Annotated in this window: 17 protein-coding genes and 1 riboswitch; of the genes, 5 read left to right on the top strand and 12 right to left on the bottom strand. The window is 65.2% G+C overall.

From position 1 onward, the window contains the following. Nucleotides 1–266: 266 nt before the first annotated feature. From M622_RS21890 to purU, 8 genes are all read right to left on the bottom strand, one after another. Nucleotides 267–1,835: a BCCT family transporter gene (locus M622_RS21890; protein WP_021247689.1), complete on the bottom strand. Its 1,569-nt coding sequence runs from the start codon at nucleotides 1,833–1,835 to the stop codon at nucleotides 267–269. A 499-nt stretch (nucleotides 1,836–2,334) separates the two neighbouring features. Continuing rightward, a complete protein-coding gene (bluB, locus tag M622_RS21895) occupies nucleotides 2,335–3,108 on the bottom strand; it encodes a 5,6-dimethylbenzimidazole synthase (RefSeq protein WP_021247690.1) in 774 nt (257 codons plus the stop codon). A 49-nt stretch (nucleotides 3,109–3,157) separates the two neighbouring features. After that, nucleotides 3,158–3,351, bottom strand: a riboswitch (cobalamin riboswitch). A 131-nt stretch (nucleotides 3,352–3,482) separates the two neighbouring features. Beyond that, on the bottom strand, nucleotides 3,483–4,361 hold the full coding sequence (locus M622_RS21900; protein WP_021247691.1) for a methylenetetrahydrofolate reductase: 879 nt from the start codon (nucleotides 4,359–4,361) through the stop codon (nucleotides 3,483–3,485). Nucleotides 4,362–4,562: 201 nt separating this feature from the next. Beyond that, entirely contained in the window at nucleotides 4,563–6,017 is a 1,455-nt protein-coding gene (locus tag M622_RS21905) for a sodium:solute symporter family protein (RefSeq protein WP_021247692.1), read from the bottom strand. Nucleotides 6,018–6,391: 374 nt separating this feature from the next. Further along, the gene (locus M622_RS21910; RefSeq protein ID WP_021247694.1) at nucleotides 6,392–7,162 is read right to left on the bottom strand and encodes a creatininase; all 771 of its coding nucleotides are present in this window, start codon (nucleotides 7,160–7,162) and stop codon (nucleotides 6,392–6,394) included. A 150-nt stretch (nucleotides 7,163–7,312) separates the two neighbouring features. Continuing rightward, on the bottom strand, nucleotides 7,313–8,557 hold the full coding sequence (locus M622_RS21915; protein ID WP_021247695.1) for a M24 family metallopeptidase: 1,245 nt from the start codon (nucleotides 8,555–8,557) through the stop codon (nucleotides 7,313–7,315). 265 nt (nucleotides 8,558–8,822) lie between these two features. After that, on the bottom strand, nucleotides 8,823–9,947 hold the full coding sequence (locus tag M622_RS21920) for a GlxA family transcriptional regulator (RefSeq protein ID WP_021247696.1): 1,125 nt from the start codon (nucleotides 9,945–9,947) through the stop codon (nucleotides 8,823–8,825). Between the two features lie 110 nt (nucleotides 9,948–10,057). Further along, a complete protein-coding gene (gene purU / locus M622_RS21925; protein ID WP_021247697.1) occupies nucleotides 10,058–10,921 on the bottom strand; it encodes a formyltetrahydrofolate deformylase in 864 nt (287 codons plus the stop codon). Between the two features lie 301 nt (nucleotides 10,922–11,222). Here purU and M622_RS21930 point away from each other — a divergent pair, with 301 nt between their 5' ends. The 5 genes from M622_RS21930 to M622_RS21950 all read left to right on the top strand — a co-directional run bounded on the left by M622_RS21930 (nucleotide 11,223) and on the right by M622_RS21950 (nucleotide 17,399). Next, nucleotides 11,223–11,717: a formate dehydrogenase subunit gamma gene (locus M622_RS21930; protein ID WP_031346075.1), complete on the top strand. Its 495-nt coding sequence runs from the start codon at nucleotides 11,223–11,225 to the stop codon at nucleotides 11,715–11,717. Further along, entirely contained in the window at nucleotides 11,714–13,267 is a 1,554-nt protein-coding gene (locus M622_RS21935) for a formate dehydrogenase beta subunit (protein ID WP_021247699.1), read from the top strand. Before M622_RS21930 ends, M622_RS21935 begins: the two co-directional genes overlap by 4 nt. 77 nt (nucleotides 13,268–13,344) lie before the next feature. Next, nucleotides 13,345–16,278: a formate dehydrogenase subunit alpha gene (gene fdhF / locus M622_RS21940; RefSeq protein WP_021247700.1), complete on the top strand. Its 2,934-nt coding sequence runs from the start codon at nucleotides 13,345–13,347 to the stop codon at nucleotides 16,276–16,278. Next, entirely contained in the window at nucleotides 16,271–17,149 is an 879-nt protein-coding gene (gene fdhD, locus M622_RS21945; RefSeq protein WP_021247701.1) for a formate dehydrogenase accessory sulfurtransferase FdhD, read from the top strand. The genes fdhF and fdhD overlap by 8 nt, the downstream gene beginning before the upstream one ends. Before the next feature lie 7 nt (nucleotides 17,150–17,156). Continuing rightward, nucleotides 17,157–17,399 (top strand): formate dehydrogenase subunit delta, encoded by a 243-nt coding sequence (locus M622_RS21950; protein ID WP_021247702.1) that lies wholly within the window; start codon nucleotides 17,157–17,159, stop codon nucleotides 17,397–17,399. A gap of 38 nt (nucleotides 17,400–17,437) precedes the next feature. Here M622_RS21950 and M622_RS21955 read toward each other — a convergent pair whose 3' ends face one another. The 4 genes from M622_RS21955 to gshA all read right to left on the bottom strand — a co-directional run bounded on the left by M622_RS21955 (nucleotide 17,438) and on the right by gshA (nucleotide 21,722). Next, complete coding sequence (locus M622_RS21955; protein ID WP_031346076.1) at nucleotides 17,438–18,334, bottom strand: DUF6279 family lipoprotein; 897 nt, start codon at nucleotides 18,332–18,334, stop codon at nucleotides 17,438–17,440. A gap of 69 nt (nucleotides 18,335–18,403) precedes the next feature. Further along, nucleotides 18,404–19,471, bottom strand: a complete 1,068-nt coding sequence (locus M622_RS21960) for an FAD:protein FMN transferase (protein ID WP_021247704.1) — start codon at nucleotides 19,469–19,471, stop codon at nucleotides 18,404–18,406. Further along, a complete protein-coding gene (gshB, locus tag M622_RS21965) occupies nucleotides 19,471–20,427 on the bottom strand; it encodes a glutathione synthase (protein ID WP_021247705.1) in 957 nt (318 codons plus the stop codon). The genes M622_RS21960 and gshB overlap by 1 nt, the downstream gene beginning before the upstream one ends. Beyond that, on the bottom strand, nucleotides 20,424–21,722 hold the full coding sequence (gene gshA, locus M622_RS21970) for a glutamate--cysteine ligase (protein ID WP_021247706.1): 1,299 nt from the start codon (nucleotides 21,720–21,722) through the stop codon (nucleotides 20,424–20,426). The genes gshB and gshA overlap by 4 nt, the downstream gene beginning before the upstream one ends. Nucleotides 21,723–21,954: the final 232 nt, after the last annotated feature.

Below are 21,954 nucleotides of genomic sequence, written 5' to 3' on the forward strand. Positions count from 1 at the left end.
CCTTGAGGCCTTGCACGCTGGGAAACTGGAAACTGGACACTGGACACGCTGGAAAACCGCAGTTTGAAGCTAACACAGCCTCAAAGCCGGAGCTTGCCCGAACGTGACATTAATTTGACCTATGACGACATTTGCGCGCCGCCAGACGCCCTATCCCCTTCTCGCTCACCTGCAATGCAAAACTGGCCTGTCAGCCACATGAAGTGACTGCCAGGCCAGCGCTACATCTACATCAGGGCGTGCCTGTGACTGGCACGCATAAGCTCTCAGCTCTGAACATCCTTGAGCTTCACGCTCGGATCAGGGTTATTGATGATCTTCTCCAGTTCCCTGATCACGCTGTCTCTCTTCAGCAGCCGCCTGATCGTATTGACGATCATCAACAGGATCACGATCGAGAACGGGGCGCCGCCAATGATGGTGCCGGTCTGGACCGTATCGACGACGGCGCTGCCACCAAGAGTGAGCAGCACGGTGGTGACCGATGCGATGCTGAACACGAGGATGACGCGGAACCACGGACCGGACTGCTTGGGCGCCGAAACGAAATCAGCGAGCGCATACGTTCCCGCGTCAAGCGAGGTCACGTAGTAAGTGGCCACCAGTATCGTCGCTACCACCATCAGCAAGCTACCGACGATGGGCATCGCGTCCAGCATCACGAACAGCCCGCTGGAAACGTCGCTACTGACCGCGGCCGATACCGCACGACCGCCCAGGTCGTCGTAATAGATCGCGGCAGAGCCGATCACGCCGATCCACAGCATGACGATCAGTGACGGGATGATGGTGACGCCAATGACGAACTCACGCAGCGTGCGGCCGCGCGAAATGCGGGCGATGAAGCCGGCCACAAAGGGCGAGAACGCGATCACCCAGCACCAGATGAACACCGTCCACCAGCCGTTCCAGCTGTCCTTCCAGGACGCCAGCGTCGTCGTCGTGCTGGGCGCATCGGTCCAGAAGCTCATGGCGACGAAATTCGCCGCATAGGCGCCAAAGCTCTCGGTGACGTTGGAGACAATGAACAGCGTGGGGCCAAAGACGAAGACCGCAACGACCAGAACGATGCTCAGCACCGAGTTCGTCTCGCTGAGGATGCGCATGCCCTTGTTGATGCCGCAGAAGGCAGAGATCGCTGCAACGCTGCCGAAGCCGGCGATGACGACCAGCCAGAGTGCGGGGCCGGAAGTAAGACCGGTGAAGGAGGTGAGTCCCGACGAGAATTGCATGGCCGCAAAACCGAAGGAGGTGGACAGGCCGAGGATGGTGGCCATGATCGCCAGCAACTCGATGACCACTCCGGCACCACCGCGCGACCATTCCGGCAACATGTCGACAGTGGCTTCGCGGAAGGTCAGGGTCTTGCCCAGGTTGTGGTGCGAATAGGCCAGACAGACCGCCACCACGCAATACATCGCCCAAGCCGTGAACCCCCAGTGGAAGTAGGACCAGACCAGGCCGTTGCCCGCGAGGTTGGTGCCCAGCGTCTGCACCACCGGGCTTTCCTCACGCAGCATGATCGGCTCGGCCACCGACCAGAAGATCAGGCCGATACCCTGGCCACAGGCGAACAGCATCGAGTACCAGGCAAAGTTGCTGTACTCGGGCTTCGCATTGGGGCCGCCCAGACGCACACGGCTACCGATCTTGCTGAAGATGAGCCAGGCACACACCGCGACGGCAAAGAGCGAATACAACACGAACAACCAGGTGAACTGGCCGGTGACGAAGGTGCGCAGCGTGGAAATGACGGACGCAACACCGTCCGGATTCACCAGTACGCTCACAACCAGCGAGATGATGGCCAGCGGCGGCAGGAACTGGATGAGCAATCTGCTGATGTGCGGCAGATCACATCCAGTGAAGCGTGGAATTGTCACAGGATCGGAGGGTGCTCCCGCACTCACCGACTTGTTGTGCTCCGTTTTTTTGCTTGTCACTTTTGTCCACCTCTCGATTATTTAGTTTTTGGGCTTGGTAAAAATCAGCACGCCACCGGCGCCCTTGCAGCGAACACCTGCCCTTGAGCGACCGCGCCTTGCGGCGGGTCTGGCGACCTCTTTTTAATCAAACAAACTTATTGCTCAATAAGAAAAAGCCGTCGAGCACAGTATGAAAATGTCGGGATTCCTCGACTGTCCTGATACCGCCACATTTTTTCGCGTTATCGACATGGGGGACGGGGCGCAGATGCGCCGGAAGCGCAGGCGCAGGGCACGCAAAATGGCCCTGAGCACGCCGATAAGGGGCGCGCTCAAGGCCAGGGGTCAAGCCGCTAAGAGTGTTACAGAGTCAAACCAAGCTGAAGCCCGTCATAGGCGTGAACTGCGCTCAGCGCAGCGTAGACGGTTGCGCACGCACCGCGTCCAGCAAGCCTTCGCCCGCTTCGTCCGCCGCGCCCTGCCAGCCGTCGAAATGCAGCAGCGCGGGCAGCGCCATGCGCTCGATCCAGCCGGCCGCTTCCAGTTCGGGGCGGGCGTGGAAGTCGCGCACGTAGCCGATGCACAGGTAGGCGATCGGGATGATCTCTTGCGGGATGCCAAGCGCCGCGCGCAGCGCCGGCGGGTGCAGGATGCTCACCCAGCCCACGCCCAGGTTCTCCGCGCGCGCGGCGAGCCACAGGTTCTGCACCGCGCACACGGCGCTATACACATCCATCGCGCCGATGTGGGTGCGGCCGATCACCACCGGACCGTGGCGGCTGCGATCGCAGGTGACGCAAATATTGACCGGCGACTCGAGGATGCCTTCGAGCTTGAGATTGCGGTAGGTGGCACGCTTGTCCGCGTCGAACATCTGCTCGGCTTCAGCGTGGGCGGCAAGGAAGTCGGCATGGATCTTCGCGCGCACTTCGCGCGAGCGCACCACGATGAAATCCCAGGGCTGCATGAAGCCGACCGAAGGCGCGTGGTGGGCGGCGGTGAGCACGCGCGCGAGCACCTCGTCGGGGATAGGGTCGGGCAGGAATTCGCCGCGCACGTCGCGGCGGGTGTGGATGGCGCGATACACCGCATCGCGTTCGGCGGCGCCGAACTGCGGATCAGTCTGGAAGCGCGCGTGGTCGTCGTGAAGCGGCGCGCAATGCGCCGGGGTCGGGCTGCTCATGAAGTATTCCCCTTGTCGTCGAGCAGAAGACAGCCGCCGACCAGACGGCTGTACACAAGGCTTCGAGGCCGGCCTTCCGGCTGCGGATCATCTCATCCGGACGCCTTCCCGGCCCTTGCGAGCCAGTGGCTGGGCGAACCTTGCCCGGACAATCCCCTTCACGGCGCTGGGCGCGCGGTGGGTTTGCACCACCTTTCCGATTCTCCCGCGCCAGGCGCGGGCACCTCGAAGCAAACGAGGGCGCAAGCTTAGCGGCAAACCTGCGCGCGCGCCAAAAGGTGAACACTGCACAGGAGTGCACCCGAAGGCTCGCCACTTACGGCGCTGGCGGCGTCAGTCCCCTGCACTCACAGCGCCCAGCGCCACAACAACGCTCAGGCCACCTTGGCCGCGGCGGTTCCTGTGCCTGTTCCGCTGCTCGGCAGATTCAGGCTGCGCCAGATCTCGGCAACCCGGGCGTCGTCGTTGAGACTGAAGAAATGCAGGCCGGGCGCACCGAGCGTGAGCAGGCGCTCACACAGACGCACTGCGAGCTCGATGCCAAGCGCCCGGATCGAGGCCTTGTCGTCACCGTACGCCGCCATGCGCATGCTGATCCAGCGCGGAATCTCGATGCCACGGGCCTCGGAGAAACCCACCAGGCGCGAGAAACTGCCGATCGGCATGATGCCGGGCACGATCGGGATGGTGATCCCGGTGGCCGCACAACGCTCGATGAAATCGGCATAGGCATCGGGATTGAAGAAATACTGGGTGATGGCCGAATCGGCCCCGGCCTCGACCTTGGCCTTGAAATGGCGCAAGTCCTCATCGCTGTTGCGCGCCTGGGGATGACATTCGGGAAAGGCGGCAACATCCAGATGGAAGTGCGCTCCGCACTCGGCGCGGATGAAGCGCACCAATTCACCGGCAAACAGGAAATCCCCGCTGCCGCGCTGGCCAGAAGGCGCATCCCCGCGCAGGATCACCAGGCGGCGCACACCCAGCGCCCGATAATGCGCCAGCAAGGCGCGCACCGACGCACGCTGCATGCCGATCGCCGACAGATGCGGCACGCCCACCGCGCCTGCAGCCTGCACCTGCTCCAGCGCGGCCAGCGAAGCCTGCTCGGTGGCGCCGCCAGCGCCGTAGGTGACGGACACGAACTCCGGCCCCATCGCCTGCAGACCGGTGATGACCTGCTGCAGGCGCGCGCGCCCTTGGTCGCCCTGCAGCGGAGAGATTTCGACACTGAACTGGCGTGCGTGAGACATGGCTTTATCCCTGGGTTGGCAGTGAAAGCACGAAAAGGAGACGTCGCCGTGGGGCGTCGCCTCCTGCGCGCGCATCAGGATGGTAGAAGTGGCGCAGCGAGGCGATTTGCCTGTCCACGCCACACACTTGTCTGGATACGTCGCTCACCGACCTCGCGGGCGAGCTCTGCGGCAGTCGCCACCGCGCTCGCCCGGCCTCGATCAGGCGCGGCGAACCTGCACCTGGGCGCTGCCCCGGGTCGCCATCGACACCACGAAGTAGCACACCGACGATGCCAGGCAGCCGATCAGCGGGCCCTCGACCCAACCCATGTCGCTCGCCAGCATCAGGGTGCCGCTGGTGAGGAAGCCAACGATCATCGCCGCCAATGCCCCCGGCACCGTGCCCTGCCAGAAGGTCGAGATGAACACAGGACCGATCATCGCCGCGAGCAAGGTGCCCGAACCCAGGATGCCCAGCCACGACAGCATGAACGGCGGTGCGTACATCATCATGAACAAGCCAAGCAGGCCCAGACCGACCACCGCCAGGCGATTGATGGAGAGCGCACGCGGCGAGTCGTGCTGGGCATCCTTGAACAGCGCCAGCCGGATGTCGTGCGAGGTGGCCGAGGCGACCGTGTGCAGCATCGAGTTGGCCGTGGACTTCATCGCAAAGATGATGAACAGGGTGATGATGCCCTGCACCGCAGGGTGCATGAAGGTCTGCAGATACATCGGCATGGCCTGGTCTGCTTCAGCCAGTGCAGGCCCATAGGCGCGCATGTACAGGCCGACGATGGGGATCAGGCTCAGCACCCCGCCCATCAGCGCCACATACACTCCGACCCGGTGCATCTTCACGTCCGGGCGGAAAGCCAGGAAGCGCACCGCCATGTAGGGCAGGACCGCAGCAAACAGGAAGGCGTACGGCAGCACGAAGAACACCGAGCTCTTGCTGTCACCGTAAGGCGCAGCCGTTTCCGGATTGAGCAGCGAGGGATTGATGTCGTTGAGTCGGGTCACCCAGTCGCTCAGGTCGACGCTGAAGAACATCTGCCCGGTGATGACCAGGGCGCCCACGACCATGCCGCACACCATGATGGTGTCGGTCCAGGCCACGGCCGCCAACCCACCCCACATGGTGTAGATGATGATGATGGAGATCATCATCCACGCGCTGGTGGTCATGTCTATGCCCAGCCACGACGCGCCCAGCATGCCGACCGCCTTGATCTGGCTGACCATGAACACCATCAGCAGCACGATGGTGATGATGGCGGCCACGCCTTGCAACAGACGCCCGCCGTCACCGCCGCCATGGATTTGCGCGATGTATTCGGGAATGGTGTTGCTGCCCATCTTGAGCGCGCGCTTCTGCATCGAGTTGGCGAAGAACAGCACGGCAATCATCATCGCCGGGGCAAAGAAGAAGTTGCCCAGGACTTCGATCGCGCCGAACTCATGGGCCACGCCGGGCGAGCCCATGAAGCCCCATCCGCTGAAGCCGGTGGCGACGATGGTGCTCGCGCCGACAAAGGGGCCAAGACTTCGGCCAGCGAGCAGAAAGCCACCTTCGTCGCTTTCACTGACGGTACGCGACGACATCGCGCCCACGCCTATCATCACCGCGAAGGTGGCGATCATCAGCACCCAGTTGAGTGTGGTGTAGTCCATGATCTCACCTTCCGCCCTGACGGTTTTCACGCGAAGAACGCAACCACGCCGTACCGAACGCAATCGCCAGCATCACTGCATTGAGCAGCAAGAAAGTATCAACCACCCAGGAATTCATGTCTGTCTCCTCATTATTTTGGTTCGACACCGGCTTGGGCCGTGTCGACCGACCGAGACTCCGTCGCCGCCTTGGGGAGAACGCGGCGACGGGTTCGGCACAAAATCTCCCGCGCGCGGGAGCAAACCTCGATCAATGGGTGTTTTTTCTCCTGTCATGAGCGGCGCGCAGCGCGCAGGGCTCACCCGCGACCAGACATCGCTACAGGTGAATCACTGGACAAGCCAGGGCCGGCGCCGAAGCACCGGCACGAAGCTCAGTCGAAGGCGGTGGCCAGCTCGTGGCTGATGCCGTCGACGCAGACTTTCAGCAGGGTTTCGCCGTGTTCGGCCGAAGCCCGCTTCGCCGAGGACAGGCAGCCCGAGGCGGGGGTCCATTCCGGCTTGATGGGAAAGAAATCGTAGGGCGGGAACTCGGCCGGGGCGTGGTCGCAGACCTGCTCCATATCGACCAGGTGGGGATGCAGGTGCAGCATGAGCGAGGTCTCGAGCACGCCTCCATGCTCCACTGCCCAACCGGGAAACTCGCCCTGGTAGATGGCATCGATCGCGTCCTGGGTGACGAAGTCCCAGTACGACAGGACTACCGTGGAGAAATCGCGAATGCCGTCCCAGCGCAGCTCGCGCTGGGCAAGGTCGACGCCTTCGACGATGAAGGCGGAGTTCTCGTAGTGACCATTGACCAGCACGGTCTTGCGTACGCCGTGGCGCGCAAGCTCCTTCAGCACGTCCTTGATCGTCGAGGTCACGGTCTGCCCATCCAGGCTGGTCGTGCCCGGCATATGGTTTCCGCCGCCGCTCTTTTGCTGCGATTTGTAGCCGTAGGCGATGGCCGGCGCGACCAGGGCATCGATGCGCGCAGCGACCCGCTCGGAAATGGCAGTCGGCAACAGCACGTCCGGGTTCATGGACATGTGCGGGCCATGCTGCTCGAGCGCGCCGACCGGAATCAGCACCGGCGTCTTGCCGTCGCGGACCTTGGCGTCGTACACGGGCCAGGTCAGCTCGGAAATATGAACACTGTTCATCTCGTGGTCTCCTCTTCATTATTGGGCGTGGCGGATTCAGAGCGCTGAATGGCGCCCGCCGCGCTTGCCTTGAAACGTGTCCAGGGCAAGCCTGCGCCGGGTCAAGCCTTCACTGGCGCCTGACCCGGCGGCGGCTGCAGCAGACTACGCTCAAGCCTTGATGATGTTGTGCTTCGGACCGTAGCCAAAGCCGGTGATGTTTTCCGCACCGTTCTCGGTCACGACCAGGATGTCGTGCTCGCGGTAGCCACCGGCGCCCGGCATGCCTTCGGGCAGCATGATCATCGGCTCGATCGACACCACCATGTTCGGCTCGAGCACGGTTTCGATGTCTTCACGGAACTCCAGCCCGGCTTCGCGACCGTAGTAGTGCGACAGCACACCGAAGGAGTGGCCGTAGCCGAAGGTGCGGTACTGCAGCAGGCCGTGCTCGGCAAAGATCTCGTTGAGCTCAGCGGCGAGGTCGCAGCAGCGCACGCCCGGCTTCACCAGCTTCAGACCGGCCTCGTGCACCTTGACGTTGACCTCCCACGCCTTCAGCGAGGCGTCGTCGACGTGGTCGAAGAACATCGTGCGCTCGAGCGCGGTGTAGTAGCCCGAGATCATCGAGAAGCAGTTCAGGGACAGGATGTCGCCCTTTTGCACCTTGCGTGTGGTCACCGGGTTGTGGGCGCCGTCGGTGTTGATGCCCGACTGGAACCAGGTCCAGGTGTCCATCAGCTCCGAATCCGGGAAGCGCTTGGCAATCTCGCGGATCATCGCCTGCGTGCCGGCCAGCGCCACTTCGTGCTCGGGTGCGCCCTCGTGCACCGCTGCGGCCACCGCTGCGCCACCGACGTCACACACATTGGCGCCGTGCTTGATGAGGACGATTTCCTCATCGGACTTGATCATGCGCATGCGCATCGTGCCCGGGCCGACGTCGACCAGCTGAGCCGCCGGCAGCGCTGCCTTCAGCTTTTCCAGACGCTCGACCGGGATGTGGTCGAACTCCACCCCGACCCGACCCTTGTTGGGGATTTCCTGCTGCACGGCACGGAAATAGTTGTCACGGCGCCAGTCGGTGTAGACCACGTTGTAGTCACCGAAGGTGCGACGCCAGGGTTGGCCACCATCGATGTTGGCGCTGATCGACACCACCTTGTCCTGGGTCACGACCAGGCCGTAGGGGCGACCGAAGGAGCAGTACAGGAAGTCGCTGTAGTAGTTGATGTTGTGCATCGACGTAAACAGGATGGCGTCGATGTTGTTGGCGGCCATGTGGGCGCGCAGCTTGGACTGGCGGTTGATGTATTCCTGGTCGGAGAAAGTGTGCTTCACCTTTTCCCCGTTCTCGATGCGCAACAGATCCTTCATCTCGCTCATCGACTTGATGTCATTGGCCGCATTCGTCATCGCTTGTCACTCCTTTGGTTTCGGTCTTTGGTATCCAGCCTGCCGGTCGCACTCAAACTGCGTACTGACAAGGTGAGCCAATGCTAGAGAAGGCCGCAGGAGCAGAATTTCCGCCTGCCGACGTGCACTTGCGTAAAAACGACTTTTCCACGGATAGACGAAGTTAATGGCATCTGGCGATGTGCACGAGCCCCGTCCGGGGCACGCCACGCACAGGCTCAGGCGCGACAGGCGCGCGCCCGAGCGGGCGGAATGTCAGCCGAAATCAGTGCTGCGGAGCGTTTTCGTCGAGCGCGTCAGCGTCTTCATCGCGCGCGTCGCCGTCGCCGTGCTGGCCTGAAGTGGCCTTGGCGTCCGCGGTCACATTGGCGTACCGATCGCCATCGACAGCCTGCCGGCGGCGATCGGCGCTGGGCGAAATGCCGAAGCACGCGTTGTAGCGATGGGAAAAATGCGCAAAGGAGACAAAGCCGCAAGCCATGACGATGTCGGCAATCGAGCGGTTGGTGCGGGTCATGAGCTGGCGGGCGCGCTCCAGACGCAATTGCAGGTAGTACTGGCGCGGCGTGCAGTTGAGTGTTTCGCGAAACAGGCGCTCGATCTGCCGCGCCGAGAACTGCATGTGTTTCGCGATCTCCTCCATCGTCAGCGGCTCTTCGATGTTGCACTCCATGAGCTTGATGGCTTCGACCAGCTTCGGATGCGAAGTCGCGGCCACGTCACGCAGCGCGGTTCTTTGCCGCCCCTCCGAACCCCGGCAATCGTAGAGCAGCAGCTCGGCCACCGCCGCGCCGACCCGAGGCCCGCCCTCACCCAGACCGATGAGGTGGATCATCATCTCCACCGGCGCAATACCCCCGCTGCACGAGCAGCGGTTGCGGTCGACCTCGTAGAGCTTGGACGACACCACCAGGCGCGGAAAACGGTCGAGCAGCGAATCCATGTCTTCCCAGTGGATGGTGCTGCGATAACCGTCGAGCAACCCGGCGCAGGCCAGAAAGTAACTGCCGGTGTCCACTCCGCCCAGCGCCACGCCGTTCGCGGCCTGCGCTCGCAGCCAGCGCACGATGGGTTCGTTGCCCGTCGTCGGCAAGGGATTGGGGCCGAGCACCAGTATGGCGTCGAGCTCCATGGCATCATCCGCCGCGCAGTCAGGGGTGATGCACACCCCTGCACTGGAGCGCACCGAGGCGCCGTTGAGCGTGAGCGTGACGCACTGATAGAGGGCTTTTCTGGCCACCGTGTTGGCAAGACGCAATGGGTCGACCACTGCACCGAAACTGATCAGCGAGAACCCGGGCACGAGCAGAAAACCAACGCGCACCGGCTCGCCTGCGCCGCGCCCGCCCCAATGGCTGACGGCTCGATCCGAGCTCGACTCCTTGTCCAATTGCTTGTCTCCTTCCCCGCAAAGCCTCCGCTGGCGTGACGCCGCCGCGGGGCCTCGGTTTCCGTGGGATCTGGCGCCCCTGGCGGATTATTCTTGTATGTGAAAGCAGTTTAGATGAGAACCACCGTGCGCGTACCGTTGAGGAATACCCTGCGCTCGAGGTGGTAACGCACCGCGCGCGCCAACGCCTGGCACTCCATGTCGCGCCCCACCGACAGTAGCTGTTCGGCACCGCCGGCATGGCTCACGCGCTCGACGACCTGCTCGATGATAGGACCCTCATCCAGGTCGGTCGTCACATAGTGTGCGGTCGCGCCAATGAGCTTGACCCCGCGTGCGTAGGCCTGATGGTAGGGCTTGGCACCCTTGAAGCCGGGCAGAAAGGAGTGGTGGATGTTGATCGCACGGCCTTCGAGCTGGTGGCACAGCTCCTGCGACAGCACCTGCATGTAGCGCGCCAGCACCACCAGTTCGGCACCGGTCGAGTCCACGATCTGCATCAGCTTGGCTTCCTGCTCCGGCTTGGTCGCCTCGCTGATCGGCAGGTGATGGAAAGGCAGGCCATCGGCCGCCACCAGCGGACCGAGATCGGGATGGTTGGACACCACGCCGACGATGTCGATCTTCAATTCGCCAATGCGCCAGCGGTACAACAGGTCACGCAGGCAATGGTCGAGCCTGGACACCATGATCAGCACCTTCGGCCGCTCGGACAGCGCGTGCATCGCCCATTCCATCTGAAAACGCGCAGCGACCGGCTCGAAGTCAGCGCGCAGGCTTGACGGAATCACAGCAGCATCCGAACCCGGACGAAACACCGCGCGCACGAAGAAGCGCTGGCTCAGGTCGTCGTCGAAGCAGGAGAACTCATTGATGTAACAGCCGTGGCCATCCAGAAACCCCGAGATCGCCGCGACCTGGCCGGATTTGCTCGGACACGCCACCTTCAACACCCAACGCTGCTCTGCAGTCATGATTTTGTCTCCTCTGATTGTGGGCGCCAAACCTTAAGCCCACGCATCACGAACCACTTGTCTGGAAACGACAACTTGGACCTGAATAATGACAACTCCGTCGATGAAGGCGAGGTATTCGCAGCTCACGCTTCAAACCCGCCTCGCCAGCGCCCCCGCCACGTCGCGCGCTGATCACGCGCGGCCGATTCGCTCACCAAGCCCCCCCGGCAAAAACACGTGACCTGAAAACGATTTGCTTTGAAAGAACTCAAACCTCGCCTATCGTCCGCATTATCCGATGCCCCTGCGGAGTCCCGCCGTGACGAACCCATTGCCCACCCAAGCCCGCCTCCACGCCCTGATCGACGCGCACCGTGCCCGCCCGGGCGCCACCCTGCCCATGCTGCACGCCATCCAGGACAGCTTCGGCTACGTGCCTGACGAAGCACTGCCGATGATCGCCAGCGCGCTCAATCTGTCGCGCGCCGAAATACAGGGCGTGGTCAGCTTTTACCCCCACTTCCGCCGCAGCCCACCCGGCCGCCACATCGTTCAGATATGCCGCGCCGAGTCCTGTCTGGCGATGGGCGCGGAAGCGCTCGAGGCCCACGTCAAGGCACAACTCGGCGTCGACTTTCATCAGACCACCGCCGACGGCACGGTGACGCTGGAGCCGGTGTATTGCCTCGGCAACTGCGCCTGTTCGCCGGCGATACGGGTGGATGACGACATCTTCGGCCGCGTCAGCGCGCGCCGCTTCGACGCCATCGTCGAAGAACTCCAGCACCCCGCTGGCGAAGGAGCCTCGGCATGAGCGTCCGCATCTACGTCCCCATCGATTCCAGCGCGCTGTCGCTGGGCGCCGAGCAGGTCGCGCGCGCGATCCGGCACCAAGCCCAAGCGCGCGGCATCGCGATCGAACTGGTACGCAACGGTTCGCGCGGCCTGTTCTGGCTCGAACCCCTGGTCGAGGTCGACACCGCGCACGGCCGTGTCGCCTACGGCCCGGTGCAGGCGGAAGACGTACCCGGCCTGTTCGATGCCGGTTTTCACCAGGGCGAACAGGGGCACGCACTGTGCCAGGGCCAGACCGAACAGATCCCCTTCCTCGCCCGCCAGGAACGCCTCACCTTCGCCCGCGTCGGCGTGACTGATCCACTGAGCCTGGACGACTACCTGGCCCACGGCGGCTTTGCCGGCCTGAAGCGCGCAGTCGCGCTCACCCCCGCCACGGTGGTGCAGGAGGTCACCGACTCCGGTCTGCGTGGCCGTGGTGGCGCCGCCTTCCCCACCGGCATCAAGTGGAAGACGGTGCTCGACACGCCGGCAGCGCAAAAATACATCGCCTGCAACGCCGACGAGGGCGACTCCGGCACCTTTTCCGACCGCATGCTGATGGAAGGCGACCCCTACTGCCTGATCGAAGGCATGACCATCGCCGGCCTCGCAGTGGGAGCAAGCCTGGGCTACCTCTACCTGCGCTCCGAGTACCCGCACGCCCATCGCACCCTGCAGGTCGCCATCGAACGCGCTCGCGCCGCCGGCTGGCTGGGGACGAACGTGGCCGACAGCGGCCGCGCCTTCGACATCGACTTGCGCCTGGGCGCCGGCGCCTACATCTGCGGCGAGGAAACCTCGATGCTGGAGAGCATCGAGGGCAAGCGCGGTGTGGTGCGCGCCAAGCCGCCCCTGCCGGCAGTGTCCGGTCTGTTCGGCCAGCCCACGGTAGTCAACAACGTCATCAGCCTGGCCAGCCTACCCATCATCCTCGCGCGCGGCGCGGCCTTTTACCGCGACTACGGCCTGGGGCGCTCACGCGGCACCCTGCCCTTCCAGCTTGCGGGCAACCTGCGTCGCCCCGGCCTGGTGGAAAAAGCCTTCGGTGTGACGCTGCGCGAACTGCTCGAAGACTACGGCGGCGGCAGCGCCAGCGGACGAGCGCTGCGCACCGCGCAAGTGGGCGGACCGCTGGGCGCCTACCTGCCGGCGGCGCAGTTCGACGTCGCGCTCGACTACGAGCAATACGCCGCCATGGGGGCGATGGTCGGCCACGGCGGCATCGTCGCCTTTGACGACAGCGTGGACATGGCGAAGATGGCACGCCACGCGATGGCCTTCTGCGCCGAGGAGTCCTGCGGCAAGTGCACGCCCTGTCGCATCGGCTCGGTGCGCGGCGTGGAAGTCATCGACCGCATCATCGCCGGCGAGGAGCGCGACCGAAACCTCGCCCTGCTCGGCTCGCTGTGCGACACCATGCTCGCCGGCTCGCTGTGCGCGATGGGCGGCATGACCCCCTACCCGGTGCAGTCCGCACTGAAGCACTTCCCCGAGGACTTCGGCATCGACACCGCCGCAGGGGCGTGAGCCCAGCGCCGCGCCGGCCCCACCAAGGGACAAGCAGCGGGGCAAGCAAGGCGACAGTACAAGAGCAGGAGACAGCAATGACGATTTTTCGTGAACCCGACTACGGCACGCCGGCGCGCAGCTCCGCCGAGATGATCACGCTCAGCATCGACGGCGAAGCCGTGAGCGTGCCCGCCGGCACTTCAGTGATGCGCGCCGCCGAGCTCATCGGCAACCGCATCCCCAAGCTGTGCGCCACCGACAGCATGGAGCCCTTCGGCTCATGCCGCCTGTGCCTGGTCGAGATCGAAGGCCGGCGCGGCATGCCGGCCTCGTGCACCACGCCGGTGGAAGCCGGCATGGTGGTGCGCACCCACAGCACCCAGCTTGCCGAAGTGCGCCGCGGCGTGATGGAGCTCTACATCTCCGACCACCCGCTCGACTGCCTGACCTGCTCCGCCAATGGCAACTGCGAGCTGCAGGACATGGCCGGCGTGGTCGGCCTGCGCGAAGTGCGCTACGGCATGGAGGGGCGTAACCATTTCGATGCGCACAGCGCGGTCGCGCCCGACGTCTCCAACCCCTACTTCAGCTTCGACGCCGCCAAGTGCATCGTGTGCAGCCGCTGCGTGCGCGCCTGCGATGAAATCCAGGGCACCTTCGCGCTGACGATCTCGGGTCGTGGTTTCGATTCGCGCGTCACCGCCGGCATCGAGCAATCCTTCCTCGACTCGGACTGCGTGTCCTGCGGCGCCTGCGTGCAGGCCTGCCCGACCGCGACCCTGATGGAAAAGAGCGTCATCGAACTGGGCCAGGCGGAAAAGAGCATCACCACCACCTGCGCCTATTGTGGCGTGGGCTGTTCGTTCAAGGCTGAAGTCAAGGGCAATGAAGTGGTGCGCATGGTGCCGGACAAGGACGGCAAGGCGAACATGGGCCATTCCTGCGTGAAAGGCCGCTTCGCCTGGGGCTACGCCACCCACCCCGACCGCATCACCACGCCGATGATCCGCAACACCATCGACGAGCCCTGGCAGAAGGTGAGCTGGGAGACGGCCTTGAACCACGCCGCCAGCGAGTTCCGCCGCATTCAAAGCAAGCATGGACGCAACGCAGTGGGGGGCATCACCTCCTCACGCTGCACCAACGAAGAAACCTATCTGGTGCAAAAGCTGGTGCGCGCGGCCTTCGGCAACAACAACGTCGACACCTGCGCCCGCGTCTGCCATTCGCCCACCGGCTACGGCCTCAAGCAGACGCTGGGGGAGTCGGCCGGCACCCAGACCTTCGACTCGGTGCTGCAGGCCGACGTGGTGATGGTGATCGGCGCCAACCCCACCGAGGGCCATCCGGTGTTCGGCTCGCTGCTCAAGCGCCGCCTGCGCGAGGGCGCGAAGCTGATCGTGATCGATCCGCGCAGCATCGAGCTGGTCAAGACCCCGCACGTGCAGGCCGACTACCACCTCAAACTGATGCCGGGCACCAACGTCGCGGTGGCCAACGCGCTCGCCCACGTCATCGTCACCGAAGGCCTGGTCGATTCCGCCTACGTCGCCGCGCGCTGCGAGGATGCCGCCTTCCAGCAGTGGTGCGAGTTCGTCGCGCGCGCCGAGAACTCACCCGAGGCCACGGCGGCGATCACCGGCGTGGCGGCCGAGGCGGTGCGCGGCGCGGCGCGGCTGTATGCAAGGGGCGCAGTGAATACAAGCGCGGATGCAGGCGCAGACGCCTGCGCGAAGCGCCACAATGCCGCCATCTACTACGGCCTGGGCGTCACCGAGCATGCGCAGGGCTCGACCATGGTGATGGCGATCGCCAACCTCGCCATGGCCACCGGCAACGTCGGCCGCATGGGCGTGGGGGTGAATCCGCTGCGCGGCCAGAACAACGTGCAGGGCTCCTGCGACATGGGCTCCTTCCCGCACGAGCTGCCGGGCTACCGCCACGTGTCGGACTCGAGCACGCGCGGCCTGTTCGAAGCGGCCTGGGACGTGAGCCTCGACCCCGAACCCGGCCTGCGCATCCCCAACATGTTCGAGGCGGCGCTGGATGGCAGCTTCCGGGGCCTTTACGTCCAGGGTGAGGACATCGCCCAGTCCGACCCCAACATCCAGCACGTCGAGGCCGCGCTGCGGGCGCTGGAATGCCTGGTGGTGCAGGACATCTTCCTCAACGAGACCGCCAAGTTCGCCCACGTCTTTCTGCCGGGCTCGTCCTTCCTTGAAAAGGACGGCACCTTCACCAACTCCGAGCGCCGTATCTCGCGCGTGCGCAAGGTGATGCCGCCCCTGGCCGGCATGGCGGACTGGGAAGTCACGATCGCGCTCGCGCAGGCGCTGGGCTACGCGATGGACTACGCCCACCCGTCGGCAATCATGGACGAGATCGCCCGCCTCACGCCCACCTTCAAGGGCGTCAGCTACGCCCGCCTCGACGAGCTGGGCAGCATCCAGTGGCCGTGCAACGACGAAGCGCCCGCGGGCACGCCGATCATGCACGTCGACACGTTCGTGCGTGGCAAGGGCCGCTTCATGCTCACCGCCTACGTCGCCACCGATGAGCGCGCCAGCAAACGTTTCCCGCTGCTGCTGACCACCGGCCGCATCCTCAGCCAGTACAACGTCGGCGCGCAGACCCGGCGCACCGCCAACCTCGTCTGGCATGCTGAAGACGTGCTGGAGATCCACCCCCACGACGCCGAAGAGCGCGGCATCAAGGATGGCGACTGGGCGGGGGTGGCGAGCCGCGCGGGCGACACCGTGCTGCGCGCCAATGTCACCGAGCGCGTGCAGCCCGGCGTGGTCTATACCACCTTCCACTTTCCCGAGTCGGGCGCCAACGTCGTCACCACCGACAACTCCGACTGGGCAACCAACTGTCCCGAGTACAAGGTCACTGCGGTGCAGGTGGTGGCGGTGAATCAGCCTTCGGACTGGCAACAGCGCCACCGTGAGTTCAGCGCCCGCCAGCAGGCCTATCTCGAAGCCGCACGCGGGCAGCGCAAGACCGGCAAGGACCGCGTCGATGCTTGATCCACGTCTGCGCCCGGAGGGTTTCGCGATGTCAGCCGCAGCCGCCGACGACGACCTGCCCCCGCCCGCGGACCACGCCGTGGTGCAGGCGACGGCGTGGTCCGACGCCAATCCCGATGCGCCGCCGCGCGTGCTCGACGCCAGCCTGGTCGAGGAAACCGCGGTGGCGCTGGTCTACAACGGCATCTCGCACGCGGTGATGCTGACCACGCCCACCGATCTCGAGGACTTCGCCTACGGCTTCAGCCTCACCGAAGGCATCATCGCGCGCCGCCATGACATCTACGCCATGGACGTCGTGCACACGGCGCTGGGCATTGAAGTACGTATGGAACTGGCGAGCGCATGCTTTGCCGCGCTCAAGCTGCGCCGGCGCTCGCTTGCCGGGCGGAGCGGCTGCGGTCTGTGCGGCGTCGACAGCCTGGCCGCGGCGATGCGACCGGTGACACCGCTGTCACACCGCTTTGCGCTCTCACGCGCGGCACTGGCACGCGCGCTCGATGAACTGCCCCACGATCAGACGCTGCACCGCCTCAGTGGTGGCGCACATGCCGCCGCCTGGGTGGCGGCCGATGGCCGCGTGAAACTGGTGCGCGAGGACGTGGGCCGCCACAACGCGCTCGACAAGCTCATCGGCGCGGTGCTGCGCTGGGGCGACGACGCGCGCGCAGGCTTCGTGGTCATCACCAGCCGCGCCAGCCATGAGCTGGTGCACAAGACCGCCGCCGCCGGCATCGGCTGCCTGGCTGCGGTCTCCGCACCTACCGCGCAGGCGGTGCGCGAAGCCCAGGCCGCCGGCCTCATCCTGATCGGCTTTGCGCGCAGCACGCGTTGCACCGCCTATACCTTTCCCGAAACTCTCACTGCCTGAACAAGACATGGACATCGACAAGCTCGTGCGCATGGCCAACAGCATCGGCCACCACTTCGCCGCCTACCCCGACCGCGAGGAGGCCATGGCCTCGATCGCCCATCATATCGAGATGTCGTGGACACCCCAGATGCGGCGCGAACTGCTCAGCCACGCCAGCCAGCCTGCCAGCACCCACGGGCTGCAGGCGCTGGTGGCCGACGCGCTGGCGAAACACCTGGTCCTGCCCGCCTCCACGAGCGACGCCTGAAGCCGCCGCCCCGGGGGCGCTCGCGCTCATGCACGAGCTCAGCTTGCATCTGCGACCTGCGGCCCCGCACAGGCCAGGGCCCCGAACTGCGCGCCAAGCTCGTCAAGCTCGCCACGCACACGCTCACGCTGGGCCGGGGTGGCGGCATTGAACACATCGGCCAGCAAGCGCAGCGTCAGCTGCCGATTGTGCGCAAGCTGCGCTTGATACGCGGCCGGCGCCTCGGCATTGAACGGGGCCGCAAGGGCGGCGACGCGAGGCGCAAACTGCGCCGCCTGGTCGCGCACCGCCAGGGCATCGAGCACGCGCTGCTGCCACTGCCGCCGCCCGTCCAGCCACTGCTCGGTGGACGGGTGCAGCGCCACGCTCCAGGCCGCGACCAGGCGCTGTTGCTCGGCAGTGAGACGGCCAAACCAATTACGCAGGCGCTTTTCCATGCGCGTGATCTGAGCTGCGGCGCGCTCTTCGGCGCTGCCACCCAGATACTCCTCACGCGCCTCACGATCCTGACGCTCGAAGGCTGCGGCCAGCTCAAGAACCTGATCGTTGCTCAAGCCTGCGAGCAGTACCGCGGCGTCGGCGACGAGCACGCCGCGCAGCTCGTCCCACCACGCCTCGCCGCGCTGCACAAAGGGCTCGAGATCCGCCACCTCGACCTCATCGGCGGCCAGCGTGCTGCGCGCCTCGCGCAGCAACTCGACGTACTGCGGCAAGTGCGCGCGACAGTGCCAGTCGAGGCGTTGGCTCAGGCGTTGATCGAGCACATCGCGTTGCCCGGCGTTGAAGCTGACGTAGTCGCGCAAATACCAGGGCACCAGCCAGTCGAGCTGGGAATACGCAAAACGCGCGCTGCAAGCGCCCAGCAGCAAGACCGCGGTGAGCAGCAGCAGGGCTTGAAGCAAGCGTCGGGGGCGGACCTGGGTAGAGGCATTCATGAGCGCTCAGAGCCCGCAGTGGTCGACAAAGTTCGCCGGCACGCAAGGCCACAGCCGCTGTGTGCCGCCTCAATCGACAATAACGGGCTTGATGTCGCCGATGAACTGCAGGCGCGCACGCAAGGCCTTGGTGAGCTCAACGCTTCCGTCCTCAGCCACGCGCAAGGCATGATCGATGCCAAAACGTCGGGTCTGCTCGCGCCAGCCCGCACCCGCCAGATAGGCCGGCTTGCTGGCCGCGTCGGACAAAGTGCCGACCCCGGTCGCGCTGCCTTCGCGCGGTGTGACGAGCACGGTCAGCGACTGCGTGCCGTGCGCGGGCTGGCCGCTACGTGGGTCGAGAATGTGGGCGTAGCGCTCGCCGTCGAGCATGAAGTAGCGCTGGTAGTCGCCCGAGGTGCCGATCGCCTCGCCGTCATAGAGCGGCAGGGTGGCCAGCGGCGCGGGTTGGCGCGGGTGCTGGATGCCGATGCGCCAGGGCTGATCGCCCTTCTTGCCCAGCGCCAGCACGTTGCCACCGATGTTGATGAGCGCATTGGCCACGCCGCGCTCCTTGAGGATGGCCGCGGCACGATCCAGCGCATAACCCTTGGCATAGCCGCCAAAGTCGAGCTGCACCGCGGGGTTGCGACTTGCGATGCGATTGCCGTCGATGAGCACATCGGCCATGCGCGGGCGCGCATCCAGCAGCGCCTGCAGCTGAGCGGGGTCGGGGCGCACGGGCACGAAGCTGTCGGCGTGAAAGCCCCACAGCGCGACCAGGCCGCCCAGAGCCGGATCGAAGAGTTCGTCGCTGATGGCGGCGAGGTGCTGCGCGTCCTTGAGCATGGCAGCGAGCTCGTCCGACACGATCGCCGCCTCGCCACGCGCCAGCGCGGCGTTGAGGGTGCTGAGCTCGGAGGGTTCCCAGGCGTGGTAGGCGCGGTGCAGGCGATCGAACTCGCGCAGCACCGCCGCCGCCGCGGCATCGGCAGCGGCCTGGTCTTCGGCGTATACGGCGACATCGACACGGGTGCCGAAGACGAAAGCCTCGTGATGGAAGACTTCGGCGCGCGAACACGCACCCAGGAGCAACAGGCAGGCCAGAAGGCCCAGCCCGCGCAGCCAGACCGCCGCCATCGACATGGACGAAGCCATCAGCGGCAGGCCTGCTCCAGCTTGTCGATCACCAGACCGGCTACATCGAAGCCTTGCTGCGCGGCGATCTCGACCATGCAGGTCGGGCTGGTGACGTTGATCTCGGTGAGATGACCCCCGATGACATCCAGGCCGACGATGAGCAGGCCGCGTTCCCACAGGATGGGCGCAAGGTAGTCGGCGATCTCGCGCTCGCGCGCGGTGAGCGCCATCGCCACGCCGCGACCGCCGACGGCGAGATTGCCCCGCGTCTCGCCCGCCGGCGGGATGCGCGCCAGCGCGAAGGGCACGACTTCGCCACCGATGATGAGCACGCGCTTGTCGCCCTCGGCGATCTGCGCCAGATAGCGCTGCGCCATGATGGTGCGCGCGCCGTATTCGGTCAGGGTCTCGAGGATGACGTTGCGGTTGGGGTCGTCCTTCCTGACACGGAAGATCTGGCTGCCGCCCATGCCATCGAGCGGCTTGAGAATGACATCACCCAGTTCGTCGATGAAGGCGTTGATATCGACCGCGTCGCGCGCCACCAGGGAGCTCGCCATGAACTGCGGAAACTCGGTGATGGCGAGCTTCTCGGAGTGGTCACGAATCGCACGCGGGTTGTTGAACACGCGCGCGCCGGCCTGCATCGCGTCTTCCAGCAGCCAGGTGGCGGTGACGTACTCGAAGTCAAAGGGCGGGTCCTGGCGCATCAGCACCGCGTCGAACTCGGTCAAGGCCAGGGCCTGCTCCGCACCCGCGGCCTCGAACCACGGCGCATCGCCCGCGAGCAGGCGGATCGGCAGCGCGCGCGCCACCACCGCGCCGTCGCGCCAGGTGAGCGCGGCGCGCTGCAGCGCCCACACCTGATGACCACGCGCGGCGGCGGCGCGCATCATGGCGATGCTGGAATCCTTGTAGGCCGTGAGCGAGGCCAGCGGGTCAAGGATGAAGGCGAGTTTGAGCGCAGGGCTCATGCTGCTTCTCCGATCTCGTGCACCGGCTCGGTTTCCTCGATCTCGACCGAGGCCGCCAGCAGCGCCAGGCGCGCCACCACACCATAGGCATAGAAGCGGTTGGGCGGCGCATCCGGCGCCAGATCCACGTCGGGCATGATGCAGCTGGTGTCGAAGGCCAGCGGCTTAAACTGCATGCCGGGCGCGTTGAGGTTCTCGTTACGACCGCGCTCGGTGTGGATACGGTAGAAACCGCCCACGACATAGTGGTCCATCATGTACACCACCGGCTCGGCCACGCCCTCGCCGACGGTTTCGAAGGTGTGCACGCCCTCCTGGATGATGACCTCGTGCACCTGCAGGCCTTCCTTCACCACCGCCATCTTGTTGCGCTGGCGGCGGTTGAGACCGATGACCTCGGAGGCGTCGGTCACCGTCATCACGCCCATGCCATAGGTGCCGGCATCGGCCTTGACCACCACGAAGGGCTCGTCGGTGACGCCGTACTCCTTGTACTTGGCACGGATGCGGGTGAGCAGCGCATCGACCTGGGCGGCGAGGCATTCCTCGCCGGTGCGCTCCTGAAAGTTGATCTGGCCACAGACGCCGAAATCAAGATTGATACGCCACGGATCGATTCCGATCGTGGTGGCGAATTCGCGCGCCACGCGGTCGTAGCACTCGGCGTGCTTTGACTTGCGCCGCACATGCCAGCCCGCGTGCAACGGCGGGATCACCCACTGCTCGTCCAGCCCCTTGAGGACGGGCGGAATGCCTGCCGACAAGTCATTGTTGAGCAGCACGGCGCAGGGGTCGAAATTGTCCAGCCCCAGGCGCTTGCCGCTGCGCCGCAGCGGCTCGAGCGTCAGCGTGGTGCCGTTGTTCAGTTCCAGCACGGTGGGCTCGACGATGTCCGGCAGCAGGCTGCCGACCCGCACATCGAGTCCGGTGAGGCGCAGGATGGAGACCAGACTGGCCACGTTCTGCAGGTAGAACTGGTTGCGGGTGTGGTTCTCAGGGATCAGCAGCAGACTGCTCGCATCGGGGCAGATGCGCTCCACCGCGGACTGCGCTGCCTGCACGCACAAGGGCATGAAGGCGTCGTTAAGGTTGTTGAAGCCCCCCGGGAACAGGTTCAGGTCGACCGGCGCGAGCTTGAAGCCCGAGTTGCGCAGGTCGGTGGAGCCGTAAAAAGGCGGCATATGATCCTGCCACTGGGTACGGAACCACTTCTCGATTTCAGGGGCGTTGTCGAGGAACTGGCGCTCGAGCTCGAGCAGGGGACCGGTCAGGGCAGTGGTGAGGTGTGGAACCATGGTTGTGTCTCGGGCGATACCGTCGGCGGCAGGCAGGCGGCGAATTGATTGCCCGGAATGTTACACCAAGCCCCGTCCGGCTCAGGGCGCGAGCGCACGCGCACGCGTAATGAGCGTAATGAGGCTGCACGCATCAGGCCCCGTGCCTCGCCACCTCCGCCACCTCCGCCACCAGGCTGAGGGCGACAGAGCCGGATTATCCTGACCTAGGGCGATCACGGATGGCAAGGCG

It is taken from the genome of Thauera terpenica 58Eu (assembly GCF_000443165.1).
Lineage (GTDB): Bacteria > Pseudomonadota > Gammaproteobacteria > Burkholderiales > Rhodocyclaceae > Thauera > Thauera terpenica.